Genomic DNA, 13,155 nt, shown 5'->3' on the forward strand with positions numbered 1-13,155 from the left:
ATTGATCGAAACGTTTTTTCAAAGTATGGTTGCCACCGGCAGGATGATGAGGCCGCAGGCCAGGGTTTGAACAGCAATCCCCAGTCATAGGGGCATGACGAAAATTCACAGGAGACAGCCCGATGAACCAGCTCGCCGAATTGGAAGTGTTCATCGCGGTGGTCGAGACCGGGAGCTTCTCGGCGGCGGCGCGCCGCCTGTCGCGCACACCATCCGCGGTGAGCAAGCTGGTCTCTCGCATGGAGGCGCGCCTGCGCACCCTGCTGTTCGAACGCACCTCGCGCGAAGTGCGGCTCACCGAGGCGGGACACACGCTGCACCGCGAAGGCCTGCGCGTGCTGGAAGCGCTCACCGAGGCCGAAAGCGCCTTGCAGCTGCACGCCGAAGACGCCCGCGGCACCCTGCGCGTCCACTCGATCTTCACCTTCGCTAAATATCAGCTCGCCCCGGTCATGACCGAGTTCATGCACGAGAACCCGGAGATCCGCGTCGAGTTTCTGCTCAACAACGATCCGCTGGACATGGTCGAACACAACATCGACGTGGCGATCCACAGTGGCGCGCTGCCCGATTCGTCTCTGATCGCCCGCCGGCTGCTGGGCAGCCGATGGATCATCTGTGCCTCGCCCGACTACCTGCGCCGGCACGGCACGCCGGCCACGCCGGAAGACCTGGCGGCGCACAACTGCCTGAACTTCACCCACCGCACGCACTGGAACACCTGGCCCCTCACCACAGCGCCGCGGGGCGTAAAGGCCGTGGGCACCCTTGCCGCCGACCAGGGCGACATGCTCATGCAACTGGCCATCCACGGCGCGGGTCTCGTGCGGCTCGCCGAATTCCACATCCGCGGCGAGATCGAGGCGGGCCGCCTGGTGCCGGTGTTGCAGGCCTTGCAGCCAGACCATGCGGAGCCGCTCTTCATGATCTACAAGAGCCGCAAGTACCTCACGCCCAAGGTCCAGGCCTTCATCGATTTCCTGGACCGGCGCTTCGGTCATGCGCCCGAAGGCCTTGCGCGCATCAGCCGCGCCCGATAGCTATCCGGCGTGCCGAGCGCGCGGCCGAGACGGCGCGGCGCCTCGAGCTTTGACACCAATTCACAGGCCGGCGTGTCGGGCGGGCATCGGAGGCGCGAACGGGCGCGGGCCGGTGTGGATTCCCCCCCTTGACACCGCAACTCTCCCAGCCACATCATAAAAAAACGTTTTTCCAAAACCCCTTTCATCCGCCCTCGCGCCTCGCGGCCGATGGCCACCCCACGCGAACACGCCTTCATGAACGACGCTTCGATGACCCTGCCCGGCCTGCCGCCGACCGGCAATCTGATCAACGGCACCTGGACGGAGGGCGGCTCGCGCTTTCCGGTGGTGGACAAATTCACCGGCCGCGCGGTGGCGGAGGTCTGCGCCGCCAGCCGCGAGCAGGTCTCGCAGGCCGTGCGCATCGGCCGGGCCGCGGTCGAGCATGGCGCGCCGCCCCCGCACGAACGCGGCCAGGTTCTGCACCGCGCCGCCGCCCTGCTCGACGTCCATCGCCAGCGCTTCGTCGACGTGATGGTCGCCGAGGCGGGCTTCACGCTCGCCGACGCCGGCGGCGAGGTCGACCGCGCCCGCATCACGCTGGCGCTCTCGGCCGAAGAAGGCGTGCGCCTGACCGGCGAGATGGTGCCGTTCGCGGCCAGCCCCGGCGCGCATGGCCGGCTGGGCTTCACCCAACGCTTCCCGGTGGGCGTCGTCTGCGCCATCACGCCCTTCAACTCGCCGCTCAACACCGTGCTGCACAAGGTGGCGCCGGCATACGCGGCGGGCAACGCCGTCGTCCTCAAGCCCTCGGCCCTCACGCCCCTGACCAGCGCTTTGCTGGGCGAGGTGTTGCTCGAAGCCGGCATGCCGGCCGGATTCCTGGCGATTCTGCAGGGCGAAGGCGATACCGTCGGCAACTGGCTCCTGGAAGAGCAGGACATCGCCTTCTACACCTTCACCGGCAGCACGCGGGTCGGCCGCCTGATCCAGCAGGCCGCCGGCCTGCGCCGCACCCAGATGGAGCTGGGCAGCATCGCCAGCACCATCGTGTGCGCGGACGCCGATCTGGACCGCGCGATCCCGCGCATCGCCAACGCCGGACTGCGCAAGGCCGGCCAGGTCTGCACCTCCGTCCAGCGGCTGTACGTCGAACGCAACATCGCCGACGAGGTCACCGCGCGGCTGGTGGAATTCGCCGGCACGCTCAAGGCCGGTGACCCGCGCGATCCCGCCACCCGCGTCGGCCCGCTGATCAGCATCGCGGCAGCCCAGCGTGCCGAGCAGTGGCTGCGCGAGGCCGTGCAGGGCGGCGCCCGCCTGCATTGCGGCGGCGAGCGCCAAGGCTGCGTCATCTCGCCCGCGGTTCTCACCGGCGTGCCCGAGGACGGCCGGGTCTGGTGCCAGGAAGCCTTCGCGCCGCTGATCGCCATCCGCCCGTTCGACGACTTCGACGCGATGCTCGCCAGCGCCAACGACACCCCGTTCGGCCTCTCGGCCGGCATATTCACCCGCGATCTCGAGCGCGCGCTGCAAGCCGCTCGCGTCCTGCGCTTCGGCACGGTCCAGATCAACGAAAGCTCGAGCGCGCGTTCCGACGTCATGCCGTTCGGCGGCGTCAAGGACAGCGGCTTCGGCAAAGAAGGCCCCGCCTACGCGATTCGAGAAATGACCGAAGAACGCCTCGTGATCTTCAATCCCTGACGCCACGCCCCGCCATGCAGCCCACCTCCCTCTCCACGTTCTTCTGCCCCACGCGCCTGTATCTCGGCGCCGGGGCGCATCGCAACATCGCCGATATCGTGCGCAAGCACGATTGCAAGCGGCTCTTCATCACCATCGATGCCGCGCTGCTCGACAGCGCGTTCTATGCCGACATCCGCCGCATGCTCGAGGATGATGGGGTGGCGCTGGCGCACTACGCCGAGATCGAACCCGACCCCAGCGCCCACACGGTGACGCGCGCCTTCGAGGCCTGCCACGCCCACCAGGCCACCCTGCTGCTCGCCATTGGCGGCGGCAGCACGATGGACGTGGCGAAGGCGGTCGGCATCCTCGCGACCAACGGCGGCCGCATCCACGATTACGAGGGCATCGAGAAGTTCAGCACGCCCGGCCTGCCCCTGATCGCCGTGCCCACGACGGCGGGCACGGGCTCCGAAGTGTCGGGCTCCTGCGTGATCACCGACACCGAGGCCAACCGCAAGATGTCGATCCGCCACGCGTCGCTCAACCCGGCCGCCTACGCCATCCTCGACCCGCTGGCGCTGCGCACGGTGCCCGCGCACGTCGCCGCGCACTCGGGCATGGACGCCTTCGTGCATGCGTTCGAATCGTTCATCTCGCGCCAGTCCAATCTCATCACCGATGCCATCAATCTGCAGGCGATCGCGCTGCTGTCGGCCAACATCCGGCCGTTCGTCGCCAACCGCGAGAACCTCGACGCCGGCATGAACATGCTGGTGGGCTCGGCGCTCGCCGGCATCACCTTCGGCCAGACGGGCCTGGGCAATGTGCATTGCATGGCGCGCTTTCTGGGCGCCGCCTGCCATATCTCGCATGGGCTCTCCAACGCGGTGTGCCTGCCCGTCGTGGCGCGCTTCAACCTCGCCGCCGACCCGGCGAAGTTCGCACGGATCGCGGCCGCGATGGATCGTCCGGTGCAGGGCCTGCCTCAACTCGACGCCGCCCGCGCCGCGGTCGACGCGATCGAAACGCTCTGCCGCGACCTCGGCATTCCGGCCCGGCTGCGCGATGTCGGCGCCCGCGCCGACATGCTCGACGAGCTGGCGCGGCTGAGTGGAGAGGCCGGATACAATCGCTGGAATCCGCGCCAGACCAGCCAGGCCGACTTCCGCGGCCTGTTCGAACAGGCCTATTGAGGCCCGGCGCGGGCCGCCTCCGACACACCTTGAAGAACCGTCCTCCCTCCTCCGCCTCGACCCGGCCGGCCCGCGTCACCGTGCACGACGTCGCGCAACGCGCGGGCGTCGCCATCAGCACCGTGTCGCGCGTCGTCAATGGCGCGCCGCGCGTCGCCTCCGATATCCGCGAGCGGGTCGAGTCGGCCATCAAGGAACTGGGCTGGGTGCCGAGCCTGGCCGCCCAGGCCATGCGCGGCGCGGCCACGCGCATGGTCGGCTTCATCTTTTCCGACGTGCGCAATCCCATGTACGCCTCGGCCATCAAGGGCGCCGAGGACGTGCTGAGCCAGCATGGCTACGCGCTGATGGTCGCCAGCAGCGGCGGATCCTCCGAACGCGAGCTGGCGCTGCTGGCACTGTTTCAGCGGCGCCGCGCCGACGGCCTGCTGTTCGGTGTCGAAGACGAATCGCATGCCGGCGTCATGCGCGCGCTCGAAGCGGCCAGTTTCCCGACCGTGCTGATCGAGCGCGAGATGACCTTGCCCATCAACGCGGTGGGCGCCGACCACTACACCGGCGTGGCGCAGGCCACGCGCCATCTGATCGGGCTGGGCCATCGCCGCATTGCGCTGATCAGCGGCGGACGCCGCAACCGCGTGGGGCGCGATCGTCTCGCCGGGCTGACCCAGGCGCACCAGGATGCCGGCCTGGCCCTCGATCCCGATCTGCTGCGCCTCGACAGCTTCTCGCCCGATTACGCCTTCCGCGAAACGCAGATGTTGCTCGGTCTTGCGCAGCCCCCCACGGCGATCATCGCGGCCGGCATGCACCTGCTCGAGGGCGTCTTGCCGGCCTTGCGCGCGGCCAGGGTCGAGGTGCCACGCCAACTCTCGCTGGTCTGCTCCAATGACACGCCGCTGGCGCGTCTGGCCACCCCCGCGATCAGCGCGATCCGCTACGACGCACACGCCCTCGGCGCCGAGGCCGCGATGCTGCTGTTGCGCCGCATGGAAGGCCAGGAGCCTCCCAGCCACACGCGCATCCAGATTCCGACGGAGCTGGTGCTGCGCGAATCCTGCGGTCTGCCGGCCCGCTGAGCGCCACGCGGCCCGGGCCGCGGAGCGCGTTTTGTTGCGAAGCGCCTCGCGGCTCAGCCGCCCAGCGCCGCCAGGTTGAGCGCGTGGCTGCGGCCGATCCAGATCGCGCGGTCGCGGTGATCGCGCAGTGTCTCGCCGGTATTGGGATGCACGAACACATCGTGCTCACCATGGTGCAGCGCCAGCCAGGTCAGCAACGGCGCCAGCTCGGCCGGCAGGAAGGCGACCTGATAGCTCCAGCACGGATGCGGTCCGACGGGCTTCTCGTGAAAGCGCCCCATCTCGATGCGGTTGCCGAACTCGGCCACGATGCGCTCGCGCAGGGCGAACGCGGCGTCGCGGCTCGCGGCATCGAAATAGACGTGGGCGTGCCAGCTTTGCACGACGGGAAATTCGGTAGGGTTCATGGTGCTCTCGATGGCGGCAGCCCGCCCGCGGGCCGCCCTGGCCTCATTATCCCGCACCCGCTGTCGCCGCCCTGTCATGGGCTCGCGCTAGGCTCGCGGCCCCGAACTCTCTATCGCCCGATCCCATGAGCTTCTATTCCGACCGCTTCCGCCTGCATGGCAAGACTGCCGTGGTGCTGGGCGCCGCCTCCGGCATCGGCCAGGCCAGCGCCCTCGCCCTGGGCGAACTCGGCGCCCAGGTGCTGTGTGCCGACCGCGACGAGGCTGGCGCGCGCGCCACGGCCGAGCAGATCGGCGCGCATGCGCGCTGGTCCGTCTGCGATGCCGCCGACGGCGCCGCCATCGAGGCGCTGGCCGCGCACGCCCTCGACGCATACGGCCAGATCGATATCGCGGTCGCCACGCCCGCGCTCAACATCCGCAAGCTGCTGGTGGACACCAGCGAAGACGAATTTGATCAGGTGGTCAATCTCAACCTCAAGGGCGCATTCCGCGTGATGCGCGCGTTCGGCCGGCCCATGATGGCGCAGGGCCGCGGCAGCTTGATCCTGTGCTCGTCGATGCGGGCCGTCACGATCGAACCGGGGCTGGGCGTCTACGCCGCCACCAAGTCCGGCATCGAGCAGTTGGTCAAGGCCTTCGCGGCCGAAGCCGGTCCGCACGGCGTGCGCGTGAATGCCGTCATGCCCGGCGTCATCGAGACCCGCCTGACCGCACCGCTGAAAGAAAAGCCGGAGATCCACCGGGCCTATGCCGGGCACACGGTGCTCAATCGCTGGGGCGAAGCCCACGAAGTCGGCGCGGCGGTGGCATTCCTGGCCTCCGACGCCGCCAGCTACATCACGGCGAGCAGTCTGTCCGTGGACGGCGGCTGGACGGCCATCGACGGCCCGCCTACCGGACTCACGCAAACACGGCCCTCGCGCTGAGACGACGCACGCGTCGGCGCGAGCTTCGCGCCGCGCCTGCGCTCGGATCGGCAGGCAACGACACGTGTTCGCAGGAAAGTCTGTTGTGCCGCACGCCGCGACGGCAGCGCACGACAGGGAACCGGGCTCGGGAGAGCGGACTGGGGGTGGAGCTAGGGAGGTGGCCGCCTTTTTCGCGTCTGTGGCCGGGTAAGACGCCCAGTCCACTCACCCGAACCCGGTTCGGGAAAATCCGGCGGCGCGGCGAAGGTGCGCCACCGGACTCTCGTACTGCTTAGAAGCGGTGACGCACACCCACGATGGCGACCGTGCTCTTCACGTCGTCCTGGAACGCGAAGTTGGTGGCGTACGAGCCCAGCGCGTACAGGTTCGTGCGCTTGGACAGGTTGTAGGTGTAGCCCAGGCTGTAGACGTTCATCGTGGCGTCATCGCCATTCAGCCTGTCGTTCTTGGCGTCGGCACGCTGCCACGACACCATGACGTTGCTCGCGCCGCCCAGCGGCAGGGTCAGGCCCACCAGGGTCGAGGTGGCCTTGAAGCCGTCGGCGGCGACGTTGCTGCCGAAGCTCGAGGCGGCGGGGCTGCCGCTGCCGAAGGCGTTGATGCTCTGGCCACCGAACCAGCCGTCACGCGTCTGGCCGTAGGCCAGGGCGAGCTTGACCACTTCGAAGTCGTACGAACCGCCCACGATCCACGACTTGGGCGTGGGATCGTCGGACGTCGCGACACGGTTCGACAGGTTCAGCTGGTCGTAGGCCAGGGCCACGTTCAGCGGACCATTCACGTAGCGCACACCGGTGGTGATGCCACGGGTGTTGTCGGCGGTGGCGAAGCCCGTTTGCGCGGCGGTCGTGTCGGCCACGTTGAACGAGTAGCCCACGCCAGCCTGGAAGCCGCTGAACGACGGGGTCTGCAGCATGACCATGTTGTCGTAGCGAACGGTGTTGGCGGCGCTGAAGGCGTTGCCGATGTTGGCCTGGCCGTAGCTGGCGCCGAATGGATCGATCGCACCGAAGTACTTCGACGCGATGTTGGTCTGGCGGCCGAAATCGAGCTGGCCCCACGAGCTGCTCTTCAGGCCCACCGTGGCTTGACGGCCGAACAGGCGACCGCTCTGGCCCGAGGTGCCGTTGGCCGAGTTGAAGCCGCTTTCCAGCACGAAGACGGCGCTCAGGCCATCGCCCAGATCTTCGGCGCCGCGCAGGCCCCAACGCGAACCGCTGGACACGCCATTGGCCATGCCGAACTTGGATTCGTGCGTGTCAGCGCCCTTGATGCGCTGATAACCGATGCCGGTGTCGATCAGGCCATACAGGGTGACCGAGGTTTCCGCCTGTGCGGTACCGGCCATCGCGGCAATAACGGCGGCGCCGAGCAAAGTCTTTTTCATTGGTTGTTCCCATTGATTGAAGAAGCATGCGCATGACAGCCGGAACGTGTCGCCCTCGGCCTAGGCGCATGACAGGAACGCATCCTAGGGACCGCATTTTTAATTTCGGTGACAGACGAGGGAATACCCTCGAAACGCCTGATAACAAGGGGTTTTGTGTTGCAGAAGGTGCACGCAATGTAAGAGTCGGGCGCGCGAAAAAGCCATGTCACGCGCCTGTGTTAACAAGGAGGGCATGGCCCGATATGTGGGACGCGCGGACACATGCGCGTCACGCAAAAAAGAATCGGCGGCGCATGCGCGCCGCCGATTCGGTCGGGATCAGACAAGGGCTATGCGAAGGTAGACCTGCCCAAATCCGGGTGCTGCATCGCGCTTAGAAGCGATGACGCACGCCCACCATGCCCACCGAACTCGACAGGTCTTCCACGCCCCGGAAGTTCTCGGTGTGCGAGACCACGGCGTACATGTTGGTGCGCTTGGACATGTCATACGTGTAGCCCGCGCTCAGCACGTCGATGTCGTTATCCGACCTGTCGATCCGGCCGTGTTGCCAGGACGTCATCAGGTTGCCGGCGCGACCGACCGGCGCGCTCAGGCCCACCAGGAACGATTGGACCTTGTACCTATCCGAGACACTGAAGCTCGGGTAGCTCGGGAACTGGCTTTTCGCGCCGAACGGACTGAGTGCTTGACCGGCGAACCAGCCGTCGCGCGTCTGCCCGTACGCCAGGGATACCTTCACGACGGTGAAGTCGTAGGCGCCGCCCACGATCCAGGCATTGGGTTTGACATCCGCGACCGAGCTCTTATGGCTGGGATTGAGCTGGTCGTAGCTCAGCGCGACGGCGACGGGGCCGTTGACATAGCGCAGACCGGCAGTGAAGGCGCGCGCGTTGTCCATCGTGGCGTAGCCCGGCTGAAGGTTTTGCTCGTCGATGCTGAACGAGTAGCCGATGCCTCCCTGGAAGCCGCTGAACGACGGGGTCTGATACATGACCATGTTGTCGTAGCGCACGGTGTTGGCCGAGCTGAACACTTGGCCGTAGTTGGCCTGACCATAGCCGGCACCGAACGGATCGATGGCCGCGAAGTACTTCGAGGCGATGTTGGTCTGGCGGCCGAAGTCGAGCTGGCCCCAGGCGTTGCTCTTAAGACCGACGGTGGCCTGGCGGCCGAACAGACGGCCGGTCTGTCCCATCGTGCCGGTGCTTGAACTGAAGCCGCTCTCGAGCGTGAACACCGCGCTCAGGCCATCGCCCAGGTCTTCGGCCCCGCGCAGGCCCCAACGCGAACCACTGGAAACGCCACTGACCATGCCGAACTTGGATTCCTCGGCATTTTTGGCGCCCTTGATTTTCTGGTAGCCGAGGCCGGTATCGAGGATGCCGTACAGCGTGACCGACGAGTCGGCATGGGCAGCGCCCGCCATGAGGGCCAGAACGGCAGCGCTGAGCAAGGTTTTTTTCATGGTTGTTCCTGTTGAGTGGTGTCTGCGCACGAAGGCCGGAGAGAGGTCCCGCGGCCACATCGCGGTGAAAACGAGTGCACCGGCGAAGGCGTGTTGCCATTCTTGGCGGGCACACTTCGACTGCCACGATTCCGGCCTGAAATAGGACGTTTCCCGTCGCGTCAGGCAAACGCTCCGTTGCGGCTCCCCGCGACAGGACGCGGGAGGCAGGACGTGGGACGCAGGACGCGGGACGCAGGACGCGCAATGCAAAACGCCAGACCCGAAGGTCTGGCGTCTGACGTCGCGTAAACGTTGGCGCGGCCCGTTGGCCCGGGCCGTTGCGGGCGGCCTCTATGCCCGCATATCCAGCGCGCCCGGCGCGCAGGCGCGCGGCGCCTGCTGACCGAGAAACACGGTGGCGTCGTGCGGCCCGACCAGCGTCATCGCCGCGCCGTGCACGCGCAGCCCCGTGCCTTCCGGCAGGCCAAGCACCGGCATGGCCGGGTTCTTGGCGCAGAACTCGGCCAGGCGCTGTGCGCGCGTTTCGCCACGATGGCCGGGCGGATGCGCATTGGTGTAGTGCGGATTGATCTGGAACGGGATCAGACCCAGCGCATCAAAGCCGCCCGGATCGGTGATCGGCATGTCGTTGGTCGTGCAGATGGTGGGGCACGCCATATTGGATCCGGCGCTCCAGCCCAGATACGGCACGCCGGCACGCACGCGCCGTGCGATCACCTCGAGCAGGCCCTGGCGGCGCAGCTCACCCAGCAGATTGAAGGTATTGCCCCCGCCCACGATGATGAAGGCCGCCTGCTCGAGCGCGGCCACGGGATCGGCGGCGCGATGCAGCGATTGCAGGTCGAGGCCGGTGTCGGCCAGGGCCTCGGCCACCAGCGCGCCGTAGTCGTCCCAACCGCGAGTGACGCCCGCGAACGGCACGAAGATGGCGGGCGCGCCGGCCGGCAGGTCCGCGATCAGCGCGCGGATGTCGGCGAGCGCATGGACCAGGTAGCCGGCGTCGCTGCTGGAGTTGCTCAGGAGCAGAAGATTCATGAAGTGAAATCCAGGAAGAGAGCCGTGCGCCGCACGGCCCGGAACGAGAAGAATTGAAGCATGAGGCGAGCCGCTACGCGCATGAACTCAATCGAGGGAGGGCTGATCGCTGCGGCAGGCCTGCAGCAGCCAGGCAATGAACGCCTGCAACGCCGGGTGCGCCGCCTTGTCCGGCCGATGCAGCAGGTAGTAGTGCTTGAGGGGTGCGACGAAGCCGGGCATCGGCGGCACCGCGACCGTGCCCGCGCGCAGCTCTTCCTGCACGAACAGCTCGGTCACGAGACCCAGCCCGAGTCCGCTCGTCACGGCCTGCACCAGGTGCGCCGTGTATTCGAAGCGCGAACCCATGCGGGCGCGCCGCGGGTCCTGCCCGTTGGCCAGCAGGCAATCGCGCCAACCCGCGCCGTTGGACGTGATGTGCAGCAGCGTGTGGCGCAGCAGGTCGGCCTTGCGCCGCACGGGTTGCCGCGCCAGCAGCGCGGGGCTGCCGATCACCACCGCGCGCGCGCTCATCAAGGGATGCGAAACCATGTTCGGCCAGTCGCCATCGCCCACCACGATGCAGGCGTCCATCCCCTCCGCGGCCAGTTCGATGTCGCCCGGCCTGGAATGCAGGTTGATCAACACCTCGGGATGACGCGCCTGGAACTCGCCCAGCCGCGGCATCAGCCATTTGGAGCCGAAGATGGGCAGCACCGCCAGTTGCAGCGCGCCGGCGCGCGTGCGCGACTCCAGCACGTCGATGCTCGCGCTGCGAATGCGGGCCAGCGCGGCGCCGACCTCGCGCGCGTAGCGCGCACCCTCGGGCGTCAGGCTCACCCGCCGGCCACTGCGCAGGAAGAGGTCTGCCTGCAATGCCGACTCGAGCTCCTGCACGTGGCGGCTCACGGCGCTTTGCGTCAGGTGCAGCTCCGCCGCGGCCGCGGTGAAGCTGCCCAGGCGCGCGGCGGCTTCGAAGGCCAGCAATTGCGACATCGAGGGGGTCAGCCTGCGCAGGAACATATATTCATAAAACTCATCAGGACGATGAGCTTTTGCCGGTTTGAGTTAGCGGACGCCCTTTCTACCATGACAGCCAGTTTCCTTGCTTATTCCAGCCATGCATCCCGACCGCGCCCTGGACGCGGCCTCAGCCAGCGAGCCCGACTTCATGAGTTTTTCTGACGATGTTTCCGCCCCCCTCTCCGCCGCCAGCGCCGCCTTGCGCGAGCGCGTCGGCGAGACCGAATGGCAAGTGCGCTGCGACCTCGCCGCGCTCTACCGGCTGGTCGCGCTGTTCGGCTGGGACGATCTGATCTTCACCCACATCACCGCCAAGGTGCCTGGCACGGAGCATTTCCTGATCAATCCCTACGGCATGACCTTCGACGAGATCACGGCCTCCAGCCTGGTGAAGATCGACCTGGAAGGCCGCAAGGTGATGGAGTCGGAGTACGACATCAATCCGGCGGGCTTCACCATCCACAGCTGTATCCATGCGGCGCGCAAGGACGCCATGTGCGTGCTGCACACGCATTCGATCAACGGCGCCGCGGTGTCCGCACAGAAGCGCGGCCTGCTGCCGCTGTCGCAATTCGCGTTCATCGTGCTGCCCTCGCTCTCGTACCACGATTACGAAGGGCTGGCGCTCAATCCCGACGAGCAGCCGCGCCTGGTGCGCGATCTGGGCGAGCGTCAATACATGATCCTGCGCAACCACGGCCTGCTCACCGTGGGCTCGACCATGGCCGATGCGTTCCAGGCGATGCATCGCCTCGAGGCCGCCTGCATGGTGCAGGTTCGCGCCCAATCCGGCGGCGCCGAGCTGATCGAGATCCCTTCCGATGTGCTGGAACGCGCGCGTGTGGAGTCGCGCGCGGATCGGGCGGCCAAGGCGGCGTTGGCCTGGCCCGGACTGCTGCGCCGGCTCGACCGCCGCAACCCCGGCTACGCGACCTGAGCCACCGGCGGCGCGTCGGCCTCGGCCTGAAGCGCCTGGATGAGCGTGCCGATGAAGCGCTCGGCCGCCTCGGGCAATACCCGCCCGGCGGCCGTCTGCACTTGCAGCGTGCGCAGCGCGAAGCCCGCCTCCGCCAGCGGCACCGCCACCAGCTCACCGCGCGCCAACGCCGCCCGCAACGTGATTTCGCCAGACAGGGTGATGGCCTGCCCGGCCTTCACCACCGCATGAATCACGGAAGATGAGTTCGACGAGTAGGCCAGATCGAAGGGCGTGCCGTCGAGCCCGCCCGATGCCGCATCGAACAACAGCTTGACGGTCGCCCCCGCGTCGGTGAGCGCGATCGGATACGCCCGCAGGTCATCGAGCGATACGAACGCGCGTCGCGCAAGCGGGTGGTCGGGCGCCATCAGCGCCCGCACGGGCGAGTCGATCTCATGGCGCACCGTGACGCCACTGGCCGTTTTGAGGCTGAACGCCACGGCGATGTCGATGCCGCCTTCAGCCAGACGCTGCGCCAGCACGCCGGGCGGCCCCACCAGCACCTGGAATGCCACCTCCGGATGCGTCTCGCGCCAGGCCGCCATGATGCCCGGCAACAGGTTGCGCCCGGCCGCCTCATTGGCTCCGATGCGGATGGTGCTGCGTTCGGCGTGCCGCAAACTGCGCAGCTCGTGGCGCACCCGCTGGGCCTCGAGCGCCGTCCGGCGCGCATATCCCGCCAGCAGCTCGCCCGCCTGCGTCGGCACCATACCGTGCGGGCGGCGCTCGAACAACGGCGTTCCGCTCGCGTCCTCCAGCTTGGCGATCTGCCGGCTGACCGCGGAGGCGGCCACGTGCAGACATGCCGCCGCGTCCTTGATGCTGCCGGTGCGCACCACTTCCAGAAAGTAGCGATGGGCGGTGTCTAGCATGGGCACTCCCGGGCGCGCCGGGCACGGCACGCCACATCTAATAAAGGCAATCTGAGTGCGAATTATCGAACTTGATTGCCCAAA

General features: G+C 67.6%; 12 protein-coding genes. 6 read left to right on the forward strand and 6 right to left on the reverse strand.

The window, feature by feature from the left end; genetic code table 11:
* Window positions 1-122 precede the first annotated feature (122 nt).
* The 4 genes from CEK29_RS17595 to CEK29_RS17610 all read left to right on the forward strand — a co-directional run bounded on the left by CEK29_RS17595 (window position 123) and on the right by CEK29_RS17610 (window position 4,983).
* Window positions 123-1,040, forward strand: a complete 918-nt coding sequence (locus CEK29_RS17595) for a LysR family transcriptional regulator (protein ID WP_094858835.1) — start codon at window positions 123-125, stop codon at window positions 1,038-1,040.
* A 237-nt stretch (window positions 1,041-1,277) separates the two neighbouring features.
* A complete protein-coding gene (locus tag CEK29_RS17600) occupies window positions 1,278-2,726 on the forward strand; it encodes an aldehyde dehydrogenase family protein (RefSeq protein WP_094858945.1) in 1,449 nt (482 codons plus the stop codon).
* 14 nt (window positions 2,727-2,740) lie between these two features.
* Window positions 2,741-3,904, forward strand: a complete 1,164-nt coding sequence (locus tag CEK29_RS17605) for an iron-containing alcohol dehydrogenase (RefSeq protein WP_094858836.1) — start codon at window positions 2,741-2,743, stop codon at window positions 3,902-3,904.
* 29 nt (window positions 3,905-3,933) lie between these two features.
* Window positions 3,934-4,983, forward strand: coding sequence for a LacI family DNA-binding transcriptional regulator (locus CEK29_RS17610; RefSeq protein ID WP_094802608.1), 1,050 nt, complete (start codon window positions 3,934-3,936; stop codon window positions 4,981-4,983).
* A gap of 53 nt (window positions 4,984-5,036) precedes the next feature.
* Here CEK29_RS17610 and CEK29_RS17615 read toward each other — a convergent pair whose 3' ends face one another.
* Window positions 5,037-5,390 (reverse strand): DOPA 4,5-dioxygenase family protein, encoded by a 354-nt coding sequence (locus CEK29_RS17615; protein WP_094858837.1) that lies wholly within the window; start codon window positions 5,388-5,390, stop codon window positions 5,037-5,039.
* A gap of 125 nt (window positions 5,391-5,515) precedes the next feature.
* Between CEK29_RS17615 and CEK29_RS17620 the strand changes: the two genes are divergently transcribed.
* Entirely contained in the window at window positions 5,516-6,319 is an 804-nt protein-coding gene (locus CEK29_RS17620; RefSeq protein ID WP_094802612.1) for an SDR family NAD(P)-dependent oxidoreductase, read from the forward strand.
* Window positions 6,320-6,593: 274 nt separating this feature from the next.
* Here CEK29_RS17620 and CEK29_RS17625 read toward each other — a convergent pair whose 3' ends face one another.
* From CEK29_RS17625 to CEK29_RS17640, 4 genes are all read right to left on the reverse strand, one after another.
* Entirely contained in the window at window positions 6,594-7,709 is a 1,116-nt protein-coding gene (locus tag CEK29_RS17625) for a porin (RefSeq protein ID WP_094802614.1), read from the reverse strand.
* A gap of 376 nt (window positions 7,710-8,085) precedes the next feature.
* A complete protein-coding gene (locus CEK29_RS17630) occupies window positions 8,086-9,180 on the reverse strand; it encodes a porin (protein WP_094858838.1) in 1,095 nt (364 codons plus the stop codon).
* 333 nt (window positions 9,181-9,513) lie between these two features.
* Entirely contained in the window at window positions 9,514-10,218 is a 705-nt protein-coding gene (pepE, locus tag CEK29_RS17635) for a dipeptidase PepE (RefSeq protein ID WP_094858839.1), read from the reverse strand.
* A gap of 87 nt (window positions 10,219-10,305) precedes the next feature.
* The gene (locus CEK29_RS17640; protein WP_094858840.1) at window positions 10,306-11,220 is read right to left on the reverse strand and encodes a LysR substrate-binding domain-containing protein; all 915 of its coding nucleotides are present in this window, start codon (window positions 11,218-11,220) and stop codon (window positions 10,306-10,308) included.
* A gap of 148 nt (window positions 11,221-11,368) precedes the next feature.
* Here CEK29_RS17640 and CEK29_RS17645 point away from each other — a divergent pair, with 148 nt between their 5' ends.
* The gene (locus tag CEK29_RS17645) at window positions 11,369-12,157 is read left to right on the forward strand and encodes a class II aldolase/adducin family protein (protein ID WP_094858946.1); all 789 of its coding nucleotides are present in this window, start codon (window positions 11,369-11,371) and stop codon (window positions 12,155-12,157) included.
* Here CEK29_RS17645 and CEK29_RS17650 read toward each other — a convergent pair.
* Window positions 12,145-13,071 carry a LysR family transcriptional regulator gene (locus tag CEK29_RS17650; RefSeq protein ID WP_094858841.1) on the reverse strand — a complete coding sequence of 309 codons (927 nt, stop codon included), beginning with the start codon at window positions 13,069-13,071 and terminating at the stop codon, window positions 12,145-12,147. The genes CEK29_RS17645 and CEK29_RS17650 overlap by 13 nt on opposite strands.
* Window positions 13,072-13,155: the final 84 nt, after the last annotated feature.

The organism is Bordetella genomosp. 5, assembly GCF_002261475.1.
Taxonomy (GTDB): domain Bacteria; phylum Pseudomonadota; class Gammaproteobacteria; order Burkholderiales; family Burkholderiaceae_B; genus Bordetella.